This window comes from Pseudomonas sp. Root562 (assembly GCF_001427125.1).
GTDB lineage: Bacteria > Pseudomonadota > Gammaproteobacteria > Pseudomonadales > Pseudomonadaceae > Aquipseudomonas.
Genome location: NZ_LMGK01000026.1, coordinates 179,295 through 203,302, shown reverse-complemented (window position 1 = coordinate 203,302; position 24,008 = coordinate 179,295). Strand labels below are relative to the sequence as shown.

The following is a 24,008-nucleotide window of genomic DNA, read 5'->3' as shown; positions in this document are numbered from 1 at the left end:
CGTAGATATGTTCACCAGGCTGACGGACGGGACAATCGGCATGCACTCCAACACTTCACGACGCACCTTCGTCAAAGGACTTGCCGCAGGCGGACTGCTGGGCGGTCTTGGATTATGGCGCCCGCCCGTCTGGGCGATCACCAGCCCCGGTGAACCGCAAGTGCTGACCGGCAGCGATTTCGAGCTATTGATCGGTGAAACCCCGGTCAACTTCACCGGCAATCCGCGCACTGCGATGACAATCAACGGCAGCCTTCCCGGCCCTCTCCTGCGCTGGCGCGAAGGCGATACGGTTACCTTGCGGGTGAAGAACGCACTCAAGGACAGCACTTCCATTCACTGGCATGGCATTTTATTGCCAGCCAACATGGACGGCGTGCCGGGGCTGAGCTTCAAGGGTATCGACCCCGGCGGGCTGTATGTCTACCAATTTAAAGTCCGGCAAAACGGCACCTACTGGTACCACAGTCATTCGGGATTGCAGGAGCAATCCGGCGTCTACGGCCCGTTGGTGATCGACGCCAGGGAACCGGAACCTTTCCAGTACGACCGCGATTACGTGGTGATGCTCACCGATTGGACCGACGAAGACCCGGCCAGTCTGATGAAGACACTGAAAAAGCAATCCGACTACTACAACTACCACAAGCGCACCGTGGGCGATTTCATCGACGACGTCAGCACCAACGGTTGGGGCGCGACCGTTGCCGATCGCAAGATGTGGGCTGAAATGAAGATGAATCCCACCGACCTGGCCGACGTCAGCGGCGCCACTTACACCTACTTGATGAACGGACAGGCGCCGGACGGAAATTGGACCGGTGTGTTCCGTCCCGGGGAAAAACTGCGGCTGCGCTTCATCAACGGCTCGGCCATGAGCTACTTCGACGTGCGCATTCCTGGCCTGAAAATGACCGTTGTCGCGGCCGATGGCCTGCATGTCAAACCCGTGGCCGTCGACGAATTTCGCATCGCCGTGGCGGAGACCTTCGACGTGATCGTCGAGCCGATTGATGCCGTCCATACCGTGTTCGCTCAATCGATGGACCGCACCGGCTACGCCCGCGGCAGCCTTGCGATCAAGCCTGGCCTGTCCGCGCCGGTGCCACCGCTGGATCCGCGCCCCTTGGTCAGCATGGAGGACATGGGTATGGGCGGGATGGATCACGGCAGCATGGCCGGCATGGACCACAGCCAGATGGCCATGCCCGGGATGCAGTCCCATCCCGACTCGGAAAACGACAACCCGCTGGTGGACATGCAAGCCATGTCCACCTCACCCAAACTCGACGACCCCGGCCTGGGCCTGCGCAACAACGGCCGCCGCGTCCTGACCTACGCCGACCTGCGCAGTACCTTCGAAGACCCCGACGGCCGCGATCCCGGACGCACGATCGAATTGCATCTCACCGGGCACATGGAGAAGTTTTCCTGGTCATTCAATGGCGTGAAATTCTCCGACGCCGAGCCCTTGCGGCTCAAGTATGGCGAGCGCATTCGCGTGGTGCTGGTCAACGACACCATGATGACCCACCCCATTCACCTGCACGGAATGTGGAGCGATCTCGAAGACGAGAACGGCGACTTCATGGTGCGCAAACACACCATCGACATGCCACCGGGTACACGCCGCAGCTACCGGGTAACCGCCGATGCGCTCGGGCGCTGGGCCTATCACTGCCATCTCCTGTTCCACATGGAAATGGGCATGTTCCGTGAAGTTCGCGTGGAAGAATGAGGTGCCAACCATGATCAGAATTTCCTCCATCGCCGCGGGCATCATCTGCGCTGGCCTGCCGCTTTCTCCGGTGATTGCCGCGACAGACGACATGCAGGGCATGGATCACAGCCAGATGAACTCCATGGACCATGGCGAGCTGCAAACCATGGACGAAGGCCAGATGCAACCAGCAGCCCCGACCGAAAGTCGTACGCCGATCCCGGCCCTGACCGACGCCGACCGTGCTGCCGTCTTCAGCAGCCATAGCGGCCATGCCATACATGACACCGCGCTGAATTCATTCTTCCTCGCCGACAAACTTGAATGGCAGGACGCCGACGACGGCAGCACCCTGGCCTGGGATTTGTCCGGCTGGATCGGCGGCGACATCGATCGTCTGTGGCTGCGCTCCGAAGGCGAACGCACCAACGGCAAGACCGAAGATGCTGAAATCCAGGCGCTGTGGGGCCACGCGATCAGTCCATGGTGGGACGTGGTCAGCGGTGTCCGCCAGGACTTCAAACCCGGCGCCCCGCAAACCTGGGCAGCGCTTGGTGTGCAAGGCATGGCGCTGTACAACTTCGAAGCCGAGGCCACGGCGTTCATCGGCGAAGGCGGTCAGAGCGCCGCGCGGCTGGAGGGCGACTACGACATCCTGCTGACCAACCGACTCATCCTGCAACCGACCGCAGAGCTCAACTTCTATGGCAAGAACGACCCGCAACGAGGAATTGGCTCCGGCCTGTCCAACAGCGAAGCGGGCCTGCGCCTGCGCTACGAAATTCGCCGGGAATTTGCGCCCTACATTGGCGTGACCTGGAACCGCACCTACGGCAAAACCGCCGATTACGCCGCAGCCGAAGGCGAGGACCGCAGCGAGGCGCGGCTGGTTCTCGGCGTGCGCCTGTGGTTCTGAACCCCTATACCAACAATCATAACCAGCCGCATTAAGCGGCAAGAGGCCTTGCATGCACATCATCAAAACCACCGCTGTCACTGTCTTGCTGTCAGCCGGGCTGCTGCTGAGCACTTTGGTTCTAGCCCATCCGAAGTTGCTGTCGTCCAGCCCCGCCGAAGGTGCCATCGGTGCGGCGCCGGGCATCATCGAACTGCACTTTTCGGAAAACCTGGTCAAACAGTTTTCCGGTGCAAAACTGGTCATGACCGAAATGCCCGGCATGGCCCACTCGCCCATGCCCATGAAAGCCAAAGTCAGTGGCGGCAGCGACCCGAAAACCATGCTCATTACTCCGCTGTCACCCCTGCCTGCCGGCACCTATAAAGTAGAGTGGCGCGCCGTATCGTCAGACACCCACCCGATCACCGGCAACGTTTCATTCAAAGTGAAGTGATAGATGAGCGACTCGGCCAACATCGTTCTGCGCTTTTTGTTGTACGTGGATTTGATGCTGCTGTTTGGCGTCGCGCTGTTCGGGTTGTACAGCCTCAGGGGGCCGGAACGGATTTCGGGGGCCGTGCTGCCATTTCGATCGCTATTGGCGGGGGCGGCCATTATCGGGGGGGCGCTATCCGTCATTGGCATGCTGCTGATGGTCAGCACCATGAGCGGGGAATCCAACCTTGGCGAACTGCGCCCGCACATTGAAATGATGGTGCTTGAAATGGACGCCGGGATGGCCTGGATGATTCGGATCACGGCGTTGTTCATCGCCACTTTAGCGATGTTGTTCAACACCCGCGCACCTGCCCCTGGCTTGTGGATGGCGGCTATTGCTGGTGCGATCGCCCTCGCCTCTGTGGCCTGGAGCGGACATGGCGCCATGGATGAAGGCATCTGGCATTTCACCGCAGACATTCTGCACTTGCTGGCCGCGGGTGCCTGGCTGGGCGCATTGGTCGCGTTTTTCTGGATGTCACGCAGCAACAGCCTGCAATCGGAAAACCACATCCGCCTGCTGGCTCGTGCCATCACCCGGTTTGAGCCCGTGGGGGCGCTGATTGTGATTGTCATCACCGTCACCGGCGTTGTGAACTACCTCTACATCGCCGGACCCAGCATCGACGAAGTACTCCTGAGCACCTACGGGGTTTTGCTGCTGATCAAAGTCGCATTGTTCGCCGGTATGCTCGTCCTGGCCTCGCTTAACCGCTTTCACCTGGGACCGTTACTGCAACAATCATTGCGAGAGGGGCAGTATCGCGTAGCGGCGAATGCGCTTCGCTGCAGCGTGAGAGTGGAGCTCTTCGCAGCGGTGTTGATTGTGGGGTTGGTGGCGTGGCTCGGCACGTTGAGCCCGCAAGTGGGCGAGCTGTAACGTTCGCCCGTTTTTTGAGTCGCGCACAGTTTTCACTACACTCCCTCCTCCAAGTCACTCAATCAGAAAGCCCGATAACAATGAAAAACAACAAAAGCACATGGATGCTCGGTGGGCTGTTCGCCCTGTCGTTTGGTGTTCAGGCACAGCAAGTCCCTTCACATCTGGACAGCGTCATCCAACAAGGCCAACTGCGGGTTTGCACCACCGGCGATTACAAGCCCTATACCTTCAAAGCCGAGGACGGCGAATACTCCGGCATCGACATCGCCATGGCCCGCTCTCTCGCTGACAGCCTCGGCGTCAAGGTCGAGTGGGTGCAAACCACCTGGAAAACCCTGATGCCCGACATGCTCGCCGGCAAATGCGATATCGGCATGGGCGGCATCTCCGTCACCCTCGAACGGCAGAAAAAAGCCTTCTTCAGCACCACCCTCGACGTCGACGGCAAGATCCCGCTGGTGCGCTGTGAAAACCAGGCGAAGTACCAGACCATCGACCAGATCAACCAGCCATCGGTACGCCTCGTCGAACCCGCCGGCGGCACCAACGAAGCCTTCGTGCACGCCTTCCTGCCCAAGGCGCAACTGAAGTTGCACGATAACGTCACCATCTTTCAGGAGCTGCTGGACAACAAGGCCGACGTGATGATCACCGACACGTCCGAAGCGCTCTATCAACAGAAACTCAAGCCGGGACTCTGCGCGGTGAACCCGACGCAGTACATGCAATATGGCGAGAAAGCCTACCTGTTGCCCCGGGATGACATCACCTGGAAATCCTATGTGGACCAGTGGCTGCATCTGGCCAAGGTAACGGGTAATTACCAGAAAGTGCTGGGACAGTGGTTGGCGGTACCTGAAGGCAAATGACCATGTGCCTGTCCCTGTAAATTCTCCAAGCCGTGACAAACTGCGCGCTAGTGCACTTTGTCATGGCTTGTTAAATCCAGTTACATGCTTGAAACTTGGCCCGCACCGGTAGCAGTCCGGTCGCCTGCAAGACGCGTTGACAAGCGCACCGAATGATCTTTCGGTCGATGCCTCGACCGAGCAAAACCCTCAAAAAAGGACAGACAATGAGCAGCACGGATGAATTGCAAACCTACAACGCCAGTCCGAAATGGCAAGAAAGATTCGCTTTCTTCGATCAGTACGGAGCCCCCAAAAGCCCTGAGTTCAAATCGGCTTTCAAACAATTGCCGGCGCGCAAGCGTATTCTGATCAACCTGAACTTCATCGCTTTTTTCTTCGGGCCTATCTATCTTTTCGTGCTTGGACTGTGGAAAAAGAACCTGGCAATCATCGCGATTATCATCGCCACCTCCTTCGTCCTGACACTGATATTCACTCTGCTGGGTTACGACGAAGGACCCAAAGCCGTTAACACCGGCCTGAATGTCGTCTTTGCACTGATGTACGGGCTGAGCGCCAACTACGCCTACTACCTGAAACAGGTCAAAGGCTCACAAGGCTGGAATCCTTTTGAAGGCTTGAGAATCGTCTAAGCCTCATCCCGCGTGCAGAACGGCGGAAATCATTCCACCGTTCTGCATCGATCAATCGTCAGGTGCTCTCTCACTCTCCAGGTGAGGCAGAAGCAGCAGAACAGGCCCTTCTCTCTGTATTCCGTATCGCCAATAAAGTGCTTGCTTCTCGAAATGGCGAGTCGTGGGATTCCCGCGCTGGTTGTGAGTTATCTATACACACTGATTGATCTGCCTGCGCCTGTGCCTCCAATAGCAGGTGCCGACGAAGCGAGGATTAAAATGCTTCCAGTTCAGTCCGCGTGATAATAAAGCTGTCCCCTTTTCTCCCTTCCTCAAACGCCCCGTTCATCGCTCACCCCGGTACCGTTCAGGGCTAGTGAAAACGCCCTCGCTCTGGCAGCGAATGAAGATATTACACGCGTCATATTTACAGCTGGAATTTATTATGCCCATAATCCCGCACAGACAGGGAGAGCCTCATGATTGCTTAATTTGCCGCTGCGACACGGCTGCGCAGCAGCACCCCGAGAGATTCCGACCATGAATTCAGACATCGATCCCAGGCCTTGCCCCGCTGTCACCTTGGTGTTGTTGCGCCTCGAATGTCAGCCCTTGAACCCCAACGGAGTTGGGTGCGCATCCTTCCATTACAGCCTTGGATAAAAATCATGAACCTTCCCAGCCGTTCCAGCGTATTGCTTGCACTCTTGATCGGGCTCTGCGCACTGGGGGAGATTTCCACCCAGATGCTGATTCCCAGCCTGCGCGACCTTGAAGCAGGGCTCGGCGCCGTGCCAGGTTCCTCCTTGACGGCATTATCGGTATTTGTTGCTGCCTTTGGTCTCGGCCAACTTTTCTTCGGCCCGCTGTCAGACCGCATCGGTCGCCGACCTATGCTGCTCGTCGGCGTTACCACTTACGTGCTCGCCTCCCTGTGGATGGCGTTTGCCCAAAGCATGCCCGAGTTCATTGCGGGCCGTGCGCTGCAGGGTTTGGGAGCCTGTGTTGCGCTGGTGGTAGCACGTAGCGTCGTGCGCGATGTCTGGAAGGAAAAAGCCGGCCCGGTCATGGCCATTACGGTGATTGGGATGCTCAGCGCGATTATGCTCTCACCGGTGCTAGGCGGGCTGATTGCCACCCATGCCGGTGGCTGGCGCGCGGTCTCGTTCGCAACCGTATTGTTTGGCGGTGCGGCTCTCGCGGGGTCACTATTTTTCAAGGAGACCAATCTGCAGCCCGACGCGCAGGCGGGAAGGCTGAAGACGCTGCTGGGTAACTATGCCTTGCTGCTCAAAGACTCATCCCTGCGAAGCTTCGCCATCGCCATCGCCTGCACCTACGGCGCAATGTTCAGCTTTATTGCCGGCTCTTCCCGCGTACTGGTTGGGCAACTCGGCTTGAGTCCAACCCAATATGGGCTGGTTTTCGGCGGCATCGTTTCGGGGTTGATTGCCGGCGCGATCTTCACCAACCGCACCATCATGAAGTACGGCCCGGAAAAAATCGTTGCCATCGGTACAAGCCTGGTCGCGGTTGGCGCCGGTTCGGGGCTGATACTGCATGAACTCATCGGCCCGTCGGTGGCCGGCCTGATGCTGCCGCAGATGCTGTTGACGCTGGGTTCGGGCATGGTCTTGCCGGGTTCGGTTGCTGGCGCAGTGATTCCCAATCCGACTCGCGCCGGGCTGGCAGCGGGCTTTATCGGTTTTTCCCAGATGGCCGGCGCGACTGTTTCTGGCTTGCTGCTGAGCCATCTACAGGACAATACAGCCTTCCCGATGGTTGCTCTGAATAGCGCATTCGCCGTGGCCGGTTTCCTTGTTTTCCGGATCATGCGTGCAAAAAAGGGGACAGATCTATTTTCCAACGCCAAAACAAAATAGGCCTCACATGAAAAACGCCTGCTTAAATTCAAGACGCCATGTGCGCTTGGATTTGTGGGGCTTCCACACCCTTGTCGCTGATTTTGCAGCGACGGGGTGAACAGAAGATCAGCAATATGGTGTGGATTCAACCGGCGCTAGACACGTCCAAGCCCTATTAGCCCAATCCTGATAAACTCCCCGATCTCCCAGCCTCACCGACTCAAGATCTCCATGTCCGTAAACACTGCTGCACCCGCCTCGCTTTCTCGCCGCTTCAGCGTGGCCCCGATGATGGATTGGACTGACCGCCATTGCCGTTTTTTCCTGCGCTTGTTGTCGAAAAATGCCCTGCTCTACACCGAAATGGTCACCACCGGTGCTTTGCTCAATGGTGATCACGAGCGTTTTCTGCGGCATGACGAAGCTGAGCACCCGCTCGCGTTGCAGTTGGGTGGCAGTGTTCCGCTGGATTTGGCGGCATGTGCGCGGATGGCCCAGGAGCATGGTTACGATGAGGTGAATCTGAATGTCGGCTGCCCGAGTGATCGGGTGCAGAACAATATGATCGGCGCGTGCCTGATGGGGCATCCGCAATTGGTGGCCGATTGCGTGAAGGCGATGCGTGATGCGGTGTCGATTCCGGTAACGGTCAAGCATCGTATCGGCATCAACGGTCGCGACAGTTACGAACAACTGTGTGACTTCGTCGGTACGGTGCGAGATGCCGGTTGTACCAGTTTTACCGTGCATGCGCGGATTGCGATTCTCGAAGGTTTGTCGCCGAAGGAGAACCGTGACATTCCGCCGTTGCGTTACGACGTAGCGGCGCGGCTGAAAGCGGATTTTCCGCAGTTGGAGATTATTCTCAATGGTGGGATCAAGACGCTGGATGCCTGCCATGAACATTTGCAGACATTCGACGGTGTGATGCTGGGCCGCGAGGCGTATCACAACCCGTATCTGATGGCTGAGGTGGATCAGCAATTGTTCGGCAGCACAGCGCCGGTGATCACGCGTGCCGAAGCCTTGGCGCAGTTGCGCCCTTACATTGCTGCGCACATCGATGCGGGCGGCTCGATGCACCACATCACCCGACATGTGCTGGGTCTGGGCAGCGGTTTTCCGGGAGCACGCAAGTTTCGGCAGTTGTTGTCGGTGGACATTCACAAGACCAAGGAGCCTTTGGCACTGCTGGATCAAGCCGCTGGATTGCTTGAAGGGCGATAACCCCGGTGATAAAAACCAGGCGGTATGAACCGCCTGGTATTGCTGTCAGCCCACTGCTGCAGCCGCTGTCCAGTTAACCCAGCCGAATATCCAGGTTGCCAGAATCAGCAATCCAAAGGCGATCCGGTACCACGCAAATGCGGCATAACTGTGGTTCGCAATGAACTTGAGCAGGCCGCGCACAGCGATCATCGCGAAAAAGAATGCGGTTACAAAACCCAGGGCGAAAACCGGCAGATCGCTGTTCTGGAACAGGTCGCGGTACTTGTAGCCCGAGTACACCGCGGCGCCGACCATGGTTGGCATCGCCAGGAAGAACGAGTATTCGGTAGCGGCCTTGCGTGACAGGCCAAACAGCAAGCCACCGATGATGGTCGATCCGGAGCGGGAAGTCCCCGGTACCATCGCCAGGCATTGTGCGAAACCCACCTTCAGCGCATCTGACCAGCGCATATCGTCCACGTGCTCGACCTGCACTACATGATCCCGTTGTTCAGCCCACAACATGACAATGCCACCCACGACCAATGCGACAGCCACGGTTATCGGATTGAACAGGTATTCATGGATCTTGTCGGCGAACAACACACCCAGAACAACTGCCGGAAGGAAACCGATCAGCAGGTTGAGGGTAAAGCGTTGTGCATTGCGCTGGGTCGGCAAGCCTTTGACGATATCGAAAATCCTGGGACGAAACTCCCAGACAACGGCAAGAATGGCACCCAGCTGAATAATGATATTGAAGGCCATGGCGCGCTCACCGCCAAACTCCAATAAATCTGCAACAATAATCTGATGCCCCGTACTGGATATGGGCAAAAACTCCGTAAGGCCTTCTACCGCACCTAAAACCAACACCTTTAAAAGGGTCAAGAACTCCATTATTCCTCCGTCAGACCGCCCTGGTAGCGCGCCCCGTTAACTACTTTTCAGGTATTGAGCAACTGGACCAAACGTAACTGGCAAATTGACAGCCTTTACCCGACCCAGCGACGGAGAATAGGTCTTATCAAACAACACACTCAAGGCTTGTTAATAATCGTCCGACTGAATAATTAATCGAAAATGGATTTCGACATTGAGCTCGTAGCGCGCTCGCTATCAATAAAACGTGACCCACCGCACACTATTTATATTTCTGCACAAAAGGACTAAATTCTGTAAATCACGAACTCAGCGTACAAACAGTGGCAAAAAGACATTAAAAAACCATCGCCAGAGACTCAAAGTAATGGCACAATTCCATATTGCCACCATCTAACGAGGGATTTTCACTAGTTCACCCCGCCGAGAAAATCAACTAAAAGCTTGAAAAGCTTAATTATTGTTAGAAAACTCGAGAGCCACGTCTAAAATTCGCTTGAATGTTACCAATTGTCAGTCACAGATGAGAACCGGTGCTTTAACATCCCGATGTCAGCACCTATTCGAGTCAATGCATGATGCTTACAGGGAACTTAGCGACTAGAAGCCTGCGCCAGACAAACGACGAACCCGGTGTTCTCACGCTGGGTCGAACGCGTGGCGTGGCTGAACATTTTAGAGCGCTAATCGCAAGGCATGTGCAGGCCGATATGGCACTGGATGCCAGTTCGTACACACTTTCGTATAAGAAAAACGAGTACTTAGGTTCGTATCGAGCCATCTTCATCATCATCGATAGCCCCCAGGCTCTCGAGGAAAGCCTTGCGCTGGTGGAAAGCCTGCGCACTACCCACTTGAAACCGATCATATGTGCGGTCATCACAGGCCGCGGCACCTTCAACAAGATGAAATATTATCTTGCCGGGGCCGACTTTTGTCTCAAGTTCAATACCCTGTCTGAAGAAGGCGCCGAGTTACTTGCCGATTTTTTCAGCAGTGAGGAATGGCAAAGGGATATCAATCTGATATTGGACCCCACCCGCATCTGCTTATTGGGCTCCGACAAAAAACTGGATATTTCATTTGCAGAAATGAAGATTCTGGAAGCATTTGCGCAAACCAGCAACCACATACTAAGTCACGATGAAATCGCCGGCATCATGGGTCTGAATACCAATTTCTACGACCCCAGAGCACTGGAAAAATCAATCAGTCGCTTGCGCGGAAAAATCAAAGACGTGTACGGTACAAACGCCATCCAGAGCATTCGGGGGTACGGCTACCGCCTGATGAGAGGGTTGATATCGACTGTCTGAGCCAGCAATTCAAAGGCTTTTTGACATCATCTAAGGGAATGTTTTTTCAACTATACAAAGATATCGGTTTCATTGTTTGATTTGTATTTTATACTTCATGCCAATTTATCGACTCCATGACCGTGGCAACACTGAACCATAACAATAAGAAGTCATTCTATAGCAGATCGCGTGGAACCTATCGAGGGCCATTTTTGCGCCCAAACCCTGCCTTTTCGATTACTTCCGTGGGAGTCTCTACTCCCCTGCCGATCATTTTTTGCCAAATTTGGTGCGTACTTCAGGAGAGAGACATGGAAATTAGTACACCCCTCCCAAGAAAATATTTCGTCGTCGTAACCCACAGCACTACGTCGCAACGCGAATTGGAGAGCATTCTGTCCAGTGAGCGTTTCAACTCATTCGGAACCTCCCAGGCACAAATGTTTGTTGAAGGTGTTGCCTCGTCCTCTACTGCCCCGGTGCTGATGGAGTTCACTTACCCAAGCGTGACAAGGAAAAAAGTTGCGCAAAGTATCGAACACGATACGCAGAGAATATTGGCCACCCTTGAATCTGAATGGCTGGCAGCGCAATCGGAAAATCCTTTTCACGGCAAGCCGGCAATGATTGCGGAAGCCAGTAACACCGCACAAGCGATAGAAGGTCACGCACCTTGCAGCGAAGTCTGGCAACTCGACGATGATCAAGGTGCGCTGGTTAAAGCGGGTATCGAGATAAACCTGACCGGACTGGAAACTGCACTCGTCAGGAAAATGCTGAACCATGAAGAGCGCGTTGTCAGTCGAGATGAGCTGATCCTCAGTATCGGCAGGGAACCGGAGCAATACCGCGGCCTGGAGATGTGCCTCAGTCGACTGCAAGATAAATTCAAAAGTGCCAGCAATGGTGAGCGGTTGTTTCGTGCGGTGAGAAACCGCGGCTACTGCCTGATCCAGGAAGTGGTGTGCTGAACGCCTGATCCGGACAAACAACACAAACGTCAACAGTGCGACAACAACAATAAAAATAGCACTTTGTTTGTTTTCCCCGCTTGAAAACTCTATTCAAACCCGCCTGCCTCCACCCCTCCTACAATACCCAATACAACATCAAATATTCACCCCCTGCTGATCGACCATTTCTAACGTTCGACTATTTGCCCTTAATAAAAGTTGGCACCCTGCCACCTTGTTAGAACTCGTCAGACAGCATCCCCGTCAATAACTTAGTCTATTGACTGACGACAGTTCCGCATATCGGCGTTGTTACCTCAGGACACTCGCTACAACAACAATAAAAAGTCTATTAACAACTCGGATTTCAACTGTCGAAACCTGAATGGACGTCTTTTGGGGATATTCGTATGGATCTTTCTCTTCGTATCAATCGAAACACCGGCCTCAAGGGACTTACCTTTTGGGGCCAATGGGCATTGGCACAGGGCTTTGTTGTTTCACTGCTGTTCATACTTGCTGAGCGACATACTGGCTCGGTCGAGTTCTACTACCGAATGTGCGCAACGCTGGCGGTACTTGCCTCGGTTCCGGCTTACACGTTCAGCGGTGTATATCGAAAAAGAGACAACTACCTGACGGGGCTGGGACGCCTGTTCATGGGCTGGTCCATGACCATGGCTGCGCTGGCCTGCATTGCATTCATCTGCAAAGCCGATGCGCTGTTTTCACGGGAAGTGATTCTTGGCTGGGCAGTGTACGGTTTCCTCGGCCAGGCATTGCTGTATGCGCCCCTGCATGCGTTTTCGAAGTACTACCAGCGTTCGCGCAAAAGCGAGCACAAGACCCTGATCGTCGGCACTGGCGAACTGGCACTGGGGCTGGCAAACAAGCTGAGTCTTCTGGAAAACCTGCCACTGGTGGGCTTGGTCAGCAACGGCAGCGTGCCATCGCTGGAGCCGGGCGCGCCGCGCGTCGTCGGTGCTCAAGAAGATCTGCTAGACCTGATCAAAGCCCATGACATTCGTCGCCTATACATCACCCTGCCCTTGTCCGAAGCTGCCAAAATCGAAGCCATGTACCTCGATTTGCTCGGTGCCAACGTTGACGTGGTCTGGGTCCCGGACTTGAACAGTCTGACGCTGCTCAATCACTCGGTGAAGGTCGTGGACGGTCTGCCGGCGATTTACCTGAACGAAAGCCCGCTGACCAGCCGGCCGACCGCTGCACTGAGCAAAAGCCTGGTGGAAAAAAGCGTGGCGCTGCTGGCCATCATCCTGTTGAGCCCGGTTTTGCTGGTCATCGCACTGGCCGTGAAACTCAACTCGCCCGGCCCGGTGTTCTTCAAGCAAGACCGACATGGCTGGAACGGCAAGGTGATTCAGGTCTGGAAGTTCCGCTCGATGCGCGTCCACGATGACAAAGAGGTCAAGCAGGCCAGCCGCAACGACTCGCGTATCACCGCCGTTGGCCGCTTCATCCGCCGCACTTCGCTGGATGAACTGCCGCAATTGTTCAATGTGCTGCAAGGGCATATGGCGTTGGTGGGTCCACGGCCGCACGCCGTCGCGCACAACAACTACTACTCCGGGAAAATCCTCGCTTACATGGCGCGCCATCGAATCAAACCGGGCATCACCGGCCTGGCGCAGATCAACGGTTGCCGAGGCGAGACCGATACCCTCGACAAGATGCAGAAGCGTGTCGAGATCGACCTCAAGTACATCAACAACTGGTCGTTGTGGCTGGACCTGAAGATCCTGGTGAAGACGCCGTTCACGTTGCTGTCGAAGGACATCTACTGACGGATTAGCGTTGCACAGCGCAACACCGCAAGGGGACGCAAGTCCCCTTTTTTTGTGGGCGCAATTCGTGGAAGCGATGGCGTGGCAGGCAAGGTTGTGTCGACTGGGCTGACGTCATCGCCAGCAAGCTTGCTGCCACAGGGTATCGGGGGTGATTTGGGTATCGGGTACGGCAATGAGCAGTTTAGGAGCCAGCCTGCTGGCGATGGCGTCGGGTCAGTCAGCATTGAAGCTGGATGTTGCTGACGCCATCGCCAGCAGGCTCGCCCCTGCAGCTTCGAGGTACGAGCCAGGTGTTACTCAGTGATCTTCTCGAAGTTGCGATAGAACATGTCGTCGTCACGGCTGTCGGTCATGGAGTGCAACTGAAAGCTGCGATTGAGTCGTGCACCGCCGTCCCGGGTCAGTGGCGACCAGACGAGGTTGGCGCGACGCATGGTCGACATGCTCATCAGTTCGTCGAACGGGATCGACAGATAGATGCCTTTGTCAAAGCTACCTTCGCCATATTCGGCGCCAGTAGCAGTCGTAATCGTTGCCCAGGCGCCAAATCGCACACCATTGGAAAACTCCTTCGAGATATCCAGCGTGCCGCCCCAGTCACCGGCCAGATAACGCCCGACACTGACTGCCGCGAGCGTATCGAACGGCAAGTCGGTGTAGCCGGTGATGTGCCCGGTGACGATCGAATAATCTCGCAGCCCAAAGCCCTGGTCGAATTCGCGCTGACGCACGTAGTTCAAGTCCGCGCCCAGCGACCAGCGCTCGCCGGTCGGGCGAAACAGCACCTCGCCACCTACCCCGGCGAACATTGATTCCAGATAGCCGCCGTAGACCATGCCGTACAAATCTTTGTCCAACTGTTCGGCGTGACTGACCTGGAACAACGGCATGGTCACTTCGGAAGTCGTCAGGTACTGGCGCAAGTCCGTGCGCACACGGGGCAAGTCGCTGGGAGCGTCATAGGTGAACTTGTCAAAGTTGTTCGCCAGATTGGCACTGAGCAAACCGCTCCACCAAGTGTTGCGGTTGAAGCGGTATTCGGCGTCCGCGTCGGCACTGAATTGATAGAGCAAGCCATCAGGACCGCCGACGTTCTGCTTGAAGCCCAGCCCGACGCCATAGCTGAATGGTTGAAGGGCTTCGGTGTAGAGGGTTTTTTCGTTGTGCGGCATCGCCGGGTTGATCTCGGTGGTGCGATGCAGCGATTGCAATGGCTCCTCGTTGTTGATCACCTCACGGAAGGTTTGCCGAGGCACGCTGGTCTCTTCCAGCGGCAGGTCGTAGCGCTTGTTCACCACGGTGAACCAGTCGATGTCGTCGTTGACGCTGTTGTCCAGAATCCGGCTCGCCCGGCCAACCGCTTTGGCGGAATGGAAATAACGCTGCTGTTCGCCATAGACGAACAATTCCGACCCGCGCTGGCTGATGCGCTCAACCTTGTAGCCGGCGTTTTGCTGCAGGCGCCTTGACACATCGGCCCAATCGACCTGCTGCATTTGCGTACTCGGCGCCTTCGCCGGTAGCGGTTCAGCCGGCGGATCGAAGGTCTTCGCCGGCGCCTTGCGGCTGACGAAATTGGTGTGGAAGGTGACGCCAAACATCGCGGTGTTGCCGCGCTCCCACGCAGCACTGACGTCGATCGAGTCGGTCAGTTTGAACACCGCACCGAGGTTGATCGGCGAATCCTGCTTGATTTCGTTGTCCTTGGGTTCGTGCTTGTAATCGTTGCCTTCGTATTCCAGTTTCAGACTGAGCCGATCCCATGGCGTCTGATAACTCACACCGCCGAACAAAGAAGGCTTGCCGCGAAAGTACGACCCGGCGTTGACGTCGCCGGTACCTTCGCTGTCGGGCCGGGTATTGAAGCGGTCAGCGAGCTCGCCCAGCGGGTTATCGAAGTCGCCTCGATTGCCCAGGTAACCCCAGGCAATGCCGGCGCTGAAATCGAAATCGTCATAGCGTTTGTTGGCAACCACAAACTCACTGGAGAACAGACCGGTACCACCGATGTCTCGAAAGCCCAGCGCCACTTCCGGCGCCCAATGGCTCTCTTCCCACAGTCGGGCCTTGATATCGACCGCCTTGTCCTTATAGCTCTGGCTGCCACTCAGCGAGTCGGGGCCGTAAGGGCGGTTGGTGATGGCGGTATAGCGGAACGAACCTTCCAGCCATTCGAACGGCTGAAGCGACACGCTGTATCGGCTATAGGGATCGGTACGGTTGGCATTCACGCTCAACTCACCGGCCGGCAACATCCGCGCGGTCGGCGTTTGCAACAAACCAGCGCCACCAAAATCATTCTGAGTAATACGTGGTTCTGCATGGGCCAGACCACACGGCAATAACAATACGGCTGCAAAACGTAAATTCAACGAACCACCTCAGCCAGCTGCGTGGCAATGAATTCGGCCAACTGCTGATTCAGTTCAGGGACAGGCGGATCAAGGTCATCGTTTTTGACCGGCACCAGAATCTTGCTGCCGGCAACGGGAAAGTGCCCGCTCTCGCGATTCCAGTGCGCAATACCCACCCGCCGGACCACGCCGTCGGGCTGAATCAGCCACAGGTAATCGGCCTCGGCATCGTCCAGCGGCGTGCAACCTTGCAGATACTCGCGAGCCTCCAGTAACGGCTGATATGGCAAGTGGCAGGTTTCAGCGACAGCACCGAGCACTTCGACTTCATCGACACGTTTCGGGTAAATCAGGCGATCGCCATCGTCGAGACGAATGTTGCGCGCGAAGCCGACTTCCACTGCGACCGGATCCAGATTGGCGATCTGTCGCCCGGTGACCGGCATCTGCCGCACTTGCTCGGACAAACGCACTGCCAGCGCTGCACGGCCTGGTTTGTCGAAGAGCGAAGCCATGCGCTGCAAAACGTCCAGATCAAACAACACGCCCGCCTTGAGCCGCGCCTGCTCTTGCAGCAACGACTGACGCAACAACACACCCGCCAGCCAATAACCTTCGGCATTGGGCACGGCCACGTTGATCACATCGAGCAAACGCCCGCCTGCCGAGAGCTCGACCGGCCCGGGGTTGGCGACGTCACCCGTGACCGTGACAGCGGCCTGGCTCACGCTGGTGATTAACAGTAAACACGCCGATAGCGTTCTCAAGCGCTTCACGGGACATGCCTGCGGTTGGGGGTCAGCTGCACGATCCTGACGCGCAACTGCGCCGTCAGCTGTTGCTCGCTCTGCACAATGAAACCGTCGACGGGATCGACCCAATAACGATTGGTCGCCCGCAGACCGATGGCCGGGGCATCAATCTGCTCATCGACACGCAGCACGCTGTATTCCTTGTTGAGAATGGTCAGGGTGTCCATGGACTTTCGGGAGAAGCGGCTATTAACGATCACTCCCACTTCCTGGCCCTTGTAGAGATCGATCCAGCGCCGGGAGGTGTAGCCATCGGCGACTTGATGAAGGCCTTGCTTGAACGGTGAGGTATCCGGCAGACGCGTGCCGTCCAGATCACCCTCCTGGCCCAGGCCAATGCTGCGCACGGCAAGACCATTGCGCAGCAGCAGCACTTGTTTGCCGGAGGCGACCCAGAACTGCAGGTCTTCACGCTCGCGCACCAGCGCCAATACCCCGGAGCCGGACGGCGTGGTCAGTTTGATCTGCGGATAGTTGACCTCGGCCACCTGGGCCGGGGTCACGTCCACCTCATCCGGTCCGATCACCGCCGATTTGAGGTTGTTCAACGAAGCGTTCATCAACGGGTTGCAGCCACACAACAACAGGGCCGCGCTCAGGCAGACGCCAACTTTCAACGTGTTCACTGTCGGCGACCTTATTTGCTGTTGTTACTGTATTCGCTCCAGTTCTTCGCAGCGGAAGCACCCGTACCGACAATCGACGCCGATGGCACCAATTGGCTGATGAAGCGGTTCCAGCGAGTCACGTTGGCAGGCCCGACATAGACAACGTCCTGAGGGCGCACTTCGAAGTGCGTGGCGAGCGCCATGGCGGTCGGCGATTGAGCGTTCAACTGGTAGATCTTCGCCGGCTCCACGTCGAGGTTTTCAACGCCGCGGATGACGTAGACCGCGTTGCCGTTGGAAGTGGTCTGACTCAAGCCGCCAACCGAGCCGAGGACATCGGACAGGTTCATGGTGGCGGTCTTGAAGCTCAACGCGCGCGGCTGGTTGACCTCGCCCATGACGTAGATGCGCTTGTTGTCGTTGTACGGCAGATACAACTGATCACCACCCTTGAGATAGACGCCCTGCAACTCGGAGTCCTGCTGGTTGAGCGAGTCGAGATTGAGCGGGTACACCCGCCCGTTGCGCGTCAGCGTCAGGCCGGACAAGTCAGCGTTGTTGGTATCGATTCCAGCGGAACCGAGGGCCTCGACCACGCTCAGCGGGTTGGTGGAAATCGCTTGCGGGCCACCCTTGGTCACGGCGCCGGTGACCACGACTTTCTGGCTGGCGAATCGCAGCACTGCGACATCTACCTGCGGCTCGGCGATAAACGCCGACAGCCGTTGTTCGATGTCTGCGCGCAGTTGCTGGATCGTACGCCCGGCAGCCTGGACTTCTTTGATGAAGGGGTAATACAGCGTGCCGTCGGCGCGCACCAGCCGTCCGTTGGCATCGATCTGTTGTTGCGCGCCGGACGGGGCTGTCAGTTCAGGGTGATCCCAGACCGTGATGTACAAGACATCGTTGTTACCGATGCGGTACTCGGCCGGAGTCGCCAACAGCTCTGCCGGCAGCGACTCACGCTTTTGCGTGGCGCGGGTGGTGGATATGAGCTTGGGGGTAATCGGGATCAGCTCGACCCTGCTGCTTTCACTGGCCCCTTGGCGGGTGATATCACTGGTGCTCAGGTATTGGCCGGGGGAAAACATGCAACCTTGTAAAGCGAGACTTGCCAACATTAAAAGAGAAAAACTACGAGTCATAATGGCACTACGCTATTCAAGGGCGAATCTAAAAAAGAAGTCACCCGACTTGCGTCGGGCGACCCTGTACTGCACTAACAAAACTTCTGTTAGTTGTGCGTGCCGGTGGTACCTGTGGTACCGGTCGTACCGGTGGTACCGCCGTTGGCACTGCCACCGCTGTTTGACGCCGCTATTGCACTGGCAACCATTGCAGTACTAGCTGCAGGGGCTTGAGAAGCCGCTACACTGCCAACTACATTGGTCACCGCAGTCAGCGGCGCTTCAGCTGCGGCAGCCCAGTTGCTCAACATCGTCAACAGGGCAACTGCCATCACTTTTCTCATATCAACTCCTTTCTAACATTCAACCCGATTAACACCGGGCGTTCCGTTAGAGGTGGTAGAGTTCAAGTCGCAAAAAGTGCGAACAAGATCCGTCATTCATTCACAGTCACTCCTGACTGATAAACGTCAAACGGCAGGTTTATATCTACGGATATGCAAAAGGCATTTCCAGTGTATTTTCCCGACGTTATCTAACAACCTGACTGGAAATAACATTGAGCCAAAACGACATCATCCGAGATAACCCTTGGGATGATTCGATTGCCAGCGCCAGGTGTCGGTCATCATTTGCTGCAAGTTGCGTGTTGCTTTCCAGCCCAACTCTTTCGCGGCCTTGGACGGATCAGCCCAGCTCTGGGCAACATCGCCCGAACGACGCGGCATCACGCGATACGGCACCGACTGCCCACTCGCTTGCTCGAAAGCCCGCAGCACTTGCATCACGCTGTAGCCATCGCCCGTACCGAGGTTCCAGGTATGAATGCCGGTACGCCCGGCGATGGACTGCAATGCCTTGAGATGCCCGTCCGCAAGGTCTACGACATGGATGTAGTCACGCACGCCAGTGCCGTCGATCGTCGGGTAATCGTCACCGAAGATCGACAGCTCTTGCAGACTGCCGACCGCGACCTGGCTGATGTAAGGCACCAGGTTATTGGGAATGCCATTAGGGTCTTCACCCATCTGCCCGCTGTCATGCGCGCCGATTGGATTGAAATAGCGCAACAGCGCGATGCTCCAGCGCGGCTCCGCCAGGCTCAGGTCGCGCAGCACATTCTCGACGATCAGCTTCGATTGGCCGTAGGGATTGGTCGGATTGCCCGTGGGGAAATCCTCGCGAATCGGCATCTGATCCGGCGCGCCATAGACTGTGGCCGATGAACTGAACACCAGGCGGAACACCCCGGCAGCAGCCATCGCCTGACACAGCGTAATGCTGCCGCTGACGTTGGTCTCATAGTACTCAAGCGGCTTGCGCACGCTCTCGCCCACCGCCTTGAGCCCGGCAAAGTGCAGCACTGCATCAATGGCATGCTCTCGAAAAATCCGATCCAGCAAAGCCCTGTCGCACACATCGCCGCGAATCATCAACGCACTTTTGCCGCAAATGGCTTCAACCGCATGCAGCGCCGCATCACTGCTATTGCAAAGATTATCCAGCACTACAACTTCATAGCCTGCTTCAAGCAGCGCGAGTGTGGTGTGCGAGCCGATATATCCGGCTCCACCCGTTACCAGAATTTTCATAGTGCGGTCCATAGAGAGGAAAGTACTCAATAGCGTGTCAAGCCCCGTGTATTGAAGATGTGTCGTGAACCACACAAACAGGGCGACAACAACCTAAAACAAATTTAGTTCAACGACTGGCAATAAATATTTTTGCAGGTCAAACTGTATTGCCCGGTACTTATTAGCACTCCAACGCCTTCCTCACTATCAACAGATACCGACTAAAAATAACTAACAAGTATCTATCCGACATCTCATAACATTGGCGCATTCTGCCACTACCACTAATTGCCATTAACAACCTGACTCGGGTATTAAAGTACACCTTCAATACTCATTGAAACTTGCAATCACTCGTTATTGCGCGCACTCGTTGACGATGTGCCGTGACTGTCCAGGATACTTTTATGATTCGTAAATGTTTGTTCCCCGCTGCCGGCTATGGCACGCGTTTCTTGCCGGCAACCAAAGCCATGCCCAAGGAAATGCTGCCGATCGTCAACAAGCCGTTGATCGAGTACGCCGTTGAAGAAGCCCGGGACGCCGGCCTGCAACACATGGCAATCGTCACCGGGCGGGGCAAGCGTGCACTGGAAGACCACTTCGACATCAGCTATGAACTGGAGCACCAGATTCGTGGCACCGAGAAAGAGAAGTTCCTCGCGGGCACCCGCGAACTCATCGACACCTGCACCTTCTCCTATACCCGTCAGGTCGAAATGAAAGGCCTGGGCCACGCGATTCTCAGCGGCCGCCCATTGATCGGCGATGAGCCCTTCGCGGTGGTGCTGGCCGATGATCTGTGCCTGAACCTGCAAGGTGACGGCGTGCTCACGCAGATGATCCAGCTCTACAAAAAATTCCGCTGCTCAATCGTGGCCATTCAGGAAGTGCCGCGCGACCAGACTCACAAGTACGGCGTAATTGCTGGCGAGCTGATCTCCGAAGGCATCTACCGGGTCAACAACATGGTGGAAAAACCCAGCCCGCAAGACGCCCCGTCCAATCTGGCGATCATCGGCCGCTACATTCTGACGCCGGATATCTTCGACCTCATCGCCGACACCCAACCCGGCAAAGGTGGCGAGATCCAGATCACCGACGCATTGATGAAGCAGGCCCAGAACGGCTGCGTGCTGGCCTACAAGTTCAAAGGCATGCGCTTCGATTGCGGCGGCGCGGAGGGCTATCTCGAAGCGACCAATTTTTGCTACGACAACGTGTACCTCAAGGGTCTCTGACCTGGCCCAAGCCGATCCAACGCTCCACACCAACCACACGCCCACTCTTCATTCAGGCAAGCCATCATGAACAACGCAAAACACTCGGCAGACAATGAACTGGAGGTGGGCAACCTCGGCGTGATGACCTGGTTGTCGCGCCATCAGCCATTACCCAGCGCCAATGAGCCCTGGTTGGGCAGCACGCTGCTGGTGGAACGGATCGGCATGTTTCCCTCGTCCGGAGACATTCGCCGGCCGATACGCAACCCCTATCCCCTCCTCGCCCACTTGAAAAAGCTGTATGGCGAACAGGCTCTGGAAGTCGACGACCGCGATGGCTTGAAAGTGATTTTCAGCGACTGGAGGTTCCGGGTGCGCATTTGCTGCAACGAACCGGCCATCATCATCAATGTGGAAACCCGCTGCGCCACGCAATTGATGCCGCTCAAAACGGCAGAACTGCTGAGTCATTTGCAGCACTTCGAAACAGCTCTCCTGTAGGAGCGAGCCTGCTCGCGATGGTCGTCAACGATAACGCGCGCATCCTGAAGAACTACGGTGTTATTGAGTTTTTCGCGAGCAGGCTCGCTCCTGCAGTTCTGTGGCAACAGCAGTCAAAGCGACGCGTCGCAACGGTCCTGCCCGCCCACCATCCAGCGATAGAAGTAATCGGCAATCACCCGCCCACCCGTGGCAGGGACCGGATGAATCTTGTCCGGGCCGATCATGGCGGCGGCATAGCGTTTGACGTCGGGTCCGAACGCGCACTGCAAATCGAGATAACCCAGATGCTCCGCCTGCGCCCAGGGCTGCAACACCTGCGCATACGCCGACATCGGGTAAGCACTGGAGCGTGTGGTGTCCTGACGCAGGATCAGGTTGATGCTCGCCTTCGGCTGGATCTGGCGCACCATCCCCACCAGCCCTTGAACGTTCTTCAGATACTGCTCGGGTTTGACGCCGAAGCCTTGATCGTTGCCACCGAGCATGATCAGGTAAATGTCCGCAGGAATGCTCGACACCGCCGCCTTCCACTGCGTCTGCCAGTGGCTATCGCTGTGGTAGAAGTCCCCGGATGCGGCGCCGGAGGCGGCCAGCTTGGAAACCCGCACGCCGCCCAGATCGTTGCTCATCCACAGGCCGAACAGGGTTGGCGCGCCCGTCACCACTTCCAGCCGGAACGCCCAGTCCGGCGCCTGCGATACGCCGGGCAGCGGCACCTCCTGAACCCCTGAGCCGGCGAGTGTCAAGGGTTGCCAGTCTTGCGACGGGGTCCAGCGGTAGCGGATCTCGTTGGGCTCGCCGTTGCCCAGGTAAAGCAATTTCGCCTGAGTCACGGCGGTGCTGATGGCCGGCGTCGGGCTGGCATCGATCTGCAGCCATGCGCCGGGGCGGCCCATTACCGTGCGGCTGTCGGGACTGGCTTGGCCGAGGCCGGACACTTGCCAATCCCCGCCGAAGTACTTTTCGCTGCTGCGGGTGTATTTGAAATGCGTGCCACCCAGCGCCGCGCCGTGGTTGAAGCCGACATAGCCGGGGCCGGCAAAACCAACCTCCCCGGCCACGCGCTGCACCAGTTTGTTCAGATAAAAATCCTGCCCGGCGCTGTAGCTGTCGCCGATCACCGAGATCGACAGTACCTGGCCAGCCTTACCTTCACGCCACTGAGCAAACCGCTCGCGCGCGTCGCCAACCTCAATCACCGACGCAGCAACGGGCTGAATGTCATCAACTGCCAACATGCATTGCTTCCTTCCCTCGGACAATCATTGGGTCTGCGCCACCGGAGCGATGCTCGCCGCAGGCTTTTTTGTCGCAGCACGCTCACCCAGAAACAGCACGGAGGTGAAGTTGAATCGACTGAAAATCATCGAAAGCACCACCGGTCCCAGCAAACCACAAGTCACGCCGCCGAACACCAGCAGACTCTCATCCTTCACACCCAACCGCCCCAGGACAAACCGCGATGTCGCCGCAAACAAAACATGGAACAGGAAGATCGCATAGGAATAGCCGCCCAGCCAGGTCAGTGCCTTCGAACGCAGGTCACTCGCCAGCAGCGCCATGCAGGACACGCAACCCACCGTCAAACCGATCAGGCTGCGACGGTCGACGATCAACTCCCGATCGACCGCCGCCACGTACAGCAGCGTTAGCGTGATCATCACGAACACCAGCGGGCCAATCACCTTGAACCGCTGCTTCAACGCGCTGACATTTTCCTGGCCGATCATCCCCGCCACAAAAAACGGTAGCAGATAGATCGCGCCGTTGATGCCGAACGCGTCGAGCGTGAATGGCGGCAGCAAAAACACCACCGCCGCAAAGGCGAACAGCAGATTCAAGCGCGTCGCGGTGCGCAACAGCCCACGCCACTCCAGCAGGCCGACAAACATGAAAATGATGAACACCGCCTGCAGGAACCAGAAGTGGTTGATCGGTACCCAGAACGACAACAACGCGTCGATCACGCCGACATCCTTGTTCACGCCCGGGCCAACCGCCTGCAACACCGAGAACGGTATGCCTACGCAAAACAGCGGCACGATCAACCGTCGAACCTTGCCGCTGAAGAATGCGGAAAAGTCATTGCCGCGGATTTTGTAGATGGAATAGATGTAGCCCGAGATGAAGGTGAACAGCGGCATGCGCACATACACCATGGAGTCGGCGATCACCCGGAACGGCGAGCCCAGGTCGATCTTCAAGCCGCCGCCCAGCGGGCCGATGACGTGATAGAGCACCAGCAGCAGGCACGCCAGACCGCGCAGGGTTTCGATCTCCAGGGACTTTTTCTTGCTCGACATAAA

22 protein-coding genes are annotated in these 24,008 nt (G+C 56.8%); 13 read left to right on the top strand and 9 right to left on the bottom strand.

The genetic code is table 11. The features are described 5' to 3' along the window. Positions 1–40: 40 nt before the first annotated feature. The 8 genes from ASD60_RS27725 to dusA all read left to right on the top strand — a co-directional run bounded on the left by ASD60_RS27725 (position 41) and on the right by dusA (position 8,577). On the top strand, positions 41–1,738 hold the full coding sequence (locus ASD60_RS27725) for a copper resistance system multicopper oxidase (protein WP_056857103.1): 1,698 nt from the start codon (positions 41–43) through the stop codon (positions 1,736–1,738). Positions 1,739–1,748: 10 nt separating this feature from the next. Beyond that, entirely contained in the window at positions 1,749–2,636 is an 888-nt protein-coding gene (locus ASD60_RS27720; protein ID WP_056857070.1) for a copper resistance protein B, read from the top strand. Positions 2,637–2,688: 52 nt separating this feature from the next. Beyond that, positions 2,689–3,072 carry a copper homeostasis periplasmic binding protein CopC gene (gene copC, locus ASD60_RS27715; protein WP_056857069.1) on the top strand — a complete coding sequence of 128 codons (384 nt, stop codon included), beginning with the start codon at positions 2,689–2,691 and terminating at the stop codon, positions 3,070–3,072. 3 nt (positions 3,073–3,075) lie between these two features. After that, on the top strand, positions 3,076–3,996 hold the full coding sequence (gene copD, locus ASD60_RS27710; protein ID WP_056857068.1) for a copper homeostasis membrane protein CopD: 921 nt from the start codon (positions 3,076–3,078) through the stop codon (positions 3,994–3,996). A gap of 80 nt (positions 3,997–4,076) precedes the next feature. Next, positions 4,077–4,868, top strand: a complete 792-nt coding sequence (locus ASD60_RS27705) for a transporter substrate-binding domain-containing protein (protein WP_056857067.1) — start codon at positions 4,077–4,079, stop codon at positions 4,866–4,868. Positions 4,869–5,074: 206 nt separating this feature from the next. Beyond that, positions 5,075–5,503 carry a DUF2628 domain-containing protein gene (locus ASD60_RS27700; RefSeq protein WP_056857066.1) on the top strand — a complete coding sequence of 143 codons (429 nt, stop codon included), beginning with the start codon at positions 5,075–5,077 and terminating at the stop codon, positions 5,501–5,503. Between the two features lie 650 nt (positions 5,504–6,153). Then, positions 6,154–7,368 carry a multidrug effflux MFS transporter gene (locus tag ASD60_RS27695; protein ID WP_056857065.1) on the top strand — a complete coding sequence of 405 codons (1,215 nt, stop codon included), beginning with the start codon at positions 6,154–6,156 and terminating at the stop codon, positions 7,366–7,368. Positions 7,369–7,581: 213 nt separating this feature from the next. After that, positions 7,582–8,577, top strand: a complete 996-nt coding sequence (gene dusA / locus ASD60_RS27690; RefSeq protein WP_056857064.1) for a tRNA dihydrouridine(20/20a) synthase DusA — start codon at positions 7,582–7,584, stop codon at positions 8,575–8,577. A 45-nt stretch (positions 8,578–8,622) separates the two neighbouring features. Here the strand turns inward: dusA and ASD60_RS27685 are convergent, their stop codons facing one another. Continuing rightward, positions 8,623–9,459 carry an undecaprenyl-diphosphate phosphatase gene (locus ASD60_RS27685; RefSeq protein ID WP_056857063.1) on the bottom strand — a complete coding sequence of 279 codons (837 nt, stop codon included), beginning with the start codon at positions 9,457–9,459 and terminating at the stop codon, positions 8,623–8,625. Positions 9,460–10,016: 557 nt separating this feature from the next. Between ASD60_RS27685 and ASD60_RS27680 the strand changes: the two genes are divergently transcribed. The 3 genes from ASD60_RS27680 (at position 10,017) to ASD60_RS27670 (ending at position 13,497) form a co-directional block, all read left to right on the top strand. Beyond that, positions 10,017–10,757 (top strand): winged helix-turn-helix domain-containing protein, encoded by a 741-nt coding sequence (locus tag ASD60_RS27680; protein ID WP_056857062.1) that lies wholly within the window; start codon positions 10,017–10,019, stop codon positions 10,755–10,757. A gap of 293 nt (positions 10,758–11,050) precedes the next feature. Then, positions 11,051–11,710 carry a winged helix-turn-helix domain-containing protein gene (locus ASD60_RS27675; protein WP_056857061.1) on the top strand — a complete coding sequence of 220 codons (660 nt, stop codon included), beginning with the start codon at positions 11,051–11,053 and terminating at the stop codon, positions 11,708–11,710. 392 nt (positions 11,711–12,102) lie between these two features. Next, a complete protein-coding gene (locus ASD60_RS27670) occupies positions 12,103–13,497 on the top strand; it encodes an undecaprenyl-phosphate glucose phosphotransferase (protein WP_056857060.1) in 1,395 nt (464 codons plus the stop codon). A 296-nt stretch (positions 13,498–13,793) separates the two neighbouring features. Here ASD60_RS27670 and ASD60_RS27665 read toward each other — a convergent pair whose 3' ends face one another. The 6 genes from ASD60_RS27665 to galE all read right to left on the bottom strand — a co-directional run bounded on the left by ASD60_RS27665 (position 13,794) and on the right by galE (position 19,993). Beyond that, positions 13,794–15,872 (bottom strand): YjbH domain-containing protein, encoded by a 2,079-nt coding sequence (locus tag ASD60_RS27665; protein WP_056857059.1) that lies wholly within the window; start codon positions 15,870–15,872, stop codon positions 13,794–13,796. Then, positions 15,869–16,630 (bottom strand): capsule biosynthesis GfcC family protein, encoded by a 762-nt coding sequence (locus tag ASD60_RS27660; RefSeq protein WP_056857058.1) that lies wholly within the window; start codon positions 16,628–16,630, stop codon positions 15,869–15,871. The genes ASD60_RS27665 and ASD60_RS27660 overlap by 4 nt, the downstream gene beginning before the upstream one ends. Further along, positions 16,627–17,292, bottom strand: a complete 666-nt coding sequence (locus ASD60_RS27655) for a YjbF family lipoprotein (RefSeq protein WP_056857057.1) — start codon at positions 17,290–17,292, stop codon at positions 16,627–16,629. Before ASD60_RS27655 ends, ASD60_RS27660 begins: the two co-directional genes overlap by 4 nt. An 11-nt stretch (positions 17,293–17,303) precedes the next feature. Beyond that, complete coding sequence (locus ASD60_RS27650) at positions 17,304–18,365, bottom strand: polysaccharide biosynthesis/export family protein (RefSeq protein WP_056857056.1); 1,062 nt, start codon at positions 18,363–18,365, stop codon at positions 17,304–17,306. A 143-nt stretch (positions 18,366–18,508) separates the two neighbouring features. Next, on the bottom strand, positions 18,509–18,745 hold the full coding sequence (locus tag ASD60_RS27645) for a hypothetical protein (protein ID WP_056857055.1): 237 nt from the start codon (positions 18,743–18,745) through the stop codon (positions 18,509–18,511). Positions 18,746–18,976: 231 nt separating this feature from the next. Beyond that, positions 18,977–19,993 (bottom strand): UDP-glucose 4-epimerase GalE, encoded by a 1,017-nt coding sequence (galE, locus tag ASD60_RS27640; RefSeq protein WP_056857054.1) that lies wholly within the window; start codon positions 19,991–19,993, stop codon positions 18,977–18,979. Positions 19,994–20,382: 389 nt separating this feature from the next. Between galE and galU the strand changes: the two genes are divergently transcribed. Together galU and ASD60_RS27630 are read left to right on the top strand one after the other, a co-directional pair. Next, positions 20,383–21,216: a UTP--glucose-1-phosphate uridylyltransferase GalU gene (gene galU, locus ASD60_RS27635; protein ID WP_056857053.1), complete on the top strand. Its 834-nt coding sequence runs from the start codon at positions 20,383–20,385 to the stop codon at positions 21,214–21,216. Between the two features lie 66 nt (positions 21,217–21,282). After that, positions 21,283–21,699 carry a hypothetical protein gene (locus ASD60_RS27630; RefSeq protein ID WP_056857052.1) on the top strand — a complete coding sequence of 139 codons (417 nt, stop codon included), beginning with the start codon at positions 21,283–21,285 and terminating at the stop codon, positions 21,697–21,699. 113 nt (positions 21,700–21,812) lie between these two features. Here the strand turns inward: ASD60_RS27630 and ASD60_RS27625 are convergent, their stop codons facing one another. After that, the gene (locus tag ASD60_RS27625; protein ID WP_056857051.1) at positions 21,813–22,940 is read right to left on the bottom strand and encodes an SGNH/GDSL hydrolase family protein; all 1,128 of its coding nucleotides are present in this window, start codon (positions 22,938–22,940) and stop codon (positions 21,813–21,815) included. Between the two features lie 24 nt (positions 22,941–22,964). Beyond that, a complete protein-coding gene (locus ASD60_RS27620; RefSeq protein WP_056857050.1) occupies positions 22,965–24,005 on the bottom strand; it encodes an acyltransferase family protein in 1,041 nt (346 codons plus the stop codon). Positions 24,006–24,008: the final 3 nt, after the last annotated feature.

Excerpts from the sequence above, each read along its gene's own strand:
- ASD60_RS27670 (WP_056857060.1), top strand. The coding sequence starts at position 12,103 with ATGGATCTTTCTCTTCGTATCAATCGAAACACCGGCCTCAAGGGACTT.
- galU (WP_056857053.1), top strand. The coding sequence starts at position 20,383 with ATGATTCGTAAATGTTTGTTCCCCGCTGCCGGCTATGGCACGCGTTTC.
- ASD60_RS27705 (WP_056857067.1), top strand. The coding sequence starts at position 4,077 with ATGAAAAACAACAAAAGCACATGGATGCTCGGTGGGCTGTTCGCCCTG.
- ASD60_RS27675 (WP_056857061.1), top strand. The coding sequence starts at position 11,051 with ATGGAAATTAGTACACCCCTCCCAAGAAAATATTTCGTCGTCGTAACC.
- ASD60_RS27685 (WP_056857063.1), bottom strand. The coding sequence starts at position 9,459 with ATGGAGTTCTTGACCCTTTTAAAGGTGTTGGTTTTAGGTGCGGTAGAA.
- ASD60_RS27650 (WP_056857056.1), bottom strand. The coding sequence starts at position 18,365 with ATGTTTTCCCCCGGCCAATACCTGAGCACCAGTGATATCACCCGCCAA.
- ASD60_RS27695 (WP_056857065.1), top strand. The coding sequence starts at position 6,154 with ATGAACCTTCCCAGCCGTTCCAGCGTATTGCTTGCACTCTTGATCGGG.
- ASD60_RS27680 (WP_056857062.1), top strand. The coding sequence starts at position 10,017 with ATGATGCTTACAGGGAACTTAGCGACTAGAAGCCTGCGCCAGACAAAC.
- ASD60_RS27645 (WP_056857055.1), bottom strand. The coding sequence starts at position 18,745 with ATGAGAAAAGTGATGGCAGTTGCCCTGTTGACGATGTTGAGCAACTGG.
- copC (WP_056857069.1), top strand. The coding sequence starts at position 2,689 with ATGCACATCATCAAAACCACCGCTGTCACTGTCTTGCTGTCAGCCGGG.
- ASD60_RS27725 (WP_056857103.1), top strand. The coding sequence starts at position 41 with ATGCACTCCAACACTTCACGACGCACCTTCGTCAAAGGACTTGCCGCA.
- copD (WP_056857068.1), top strand. The coding sequence starts at position 3,076 with ATGAGCGACTCGGCCAACATCGTTCTGCGCTTTTTGTTGTACGTGGAT.
- ASD60_RS27630 (WP_056857052.1), top strand. The coding sequence starts at position 21,283 with ATGAACAACGCAAAACACTCGGCAGACAATGAACTGGAGGTGGGCAAC.
- ASD60_RS27620 (WP_056857050.1), bottom strand. The coding sequence starts at position 24,005 with ATGTCGAGCAAGAAAAAGTCCCTGGAGATCGAAACCCTGCGCGGTCTG.
- dusA (WP_056857064.1), top strand. The coding sequence starts at position 7,582 with ATGTCCGTAAACACTGCTGCACCCGCCTCGCTTTCTCGCCGCTTCAGC.
- galE (WP_056857054.1), bottom strand. The coding sequence starts at position 19,993 with ATGAAAATTCTGGTAACGGGTGGAGCCGGATATATCGGCTCGCACACC.
- ASD60_RS27700 (WP_056857066.1), top strand. The coding sequence starts at position 5,075 with ATGAGCAGCACGGATGAATTGCAAACCTACAACGCCAGTCCGAAATGG.
- ASD60_RS27625 (WP_056857051.1), bottom strand. The coding sequence starts at position 22,940 with ATGTTGGCAGTTGATGACATTCAGCCCGTTGCTGCGTCGGTGATTGAG.
- ASD60_RS27720 (WP_056857070.1), top strand. The coding sequence starts at position 1,749 with ATGATCAGAATTTCCTCCATCGCCGCGGGCATCATCTGCGCTGGCCTG.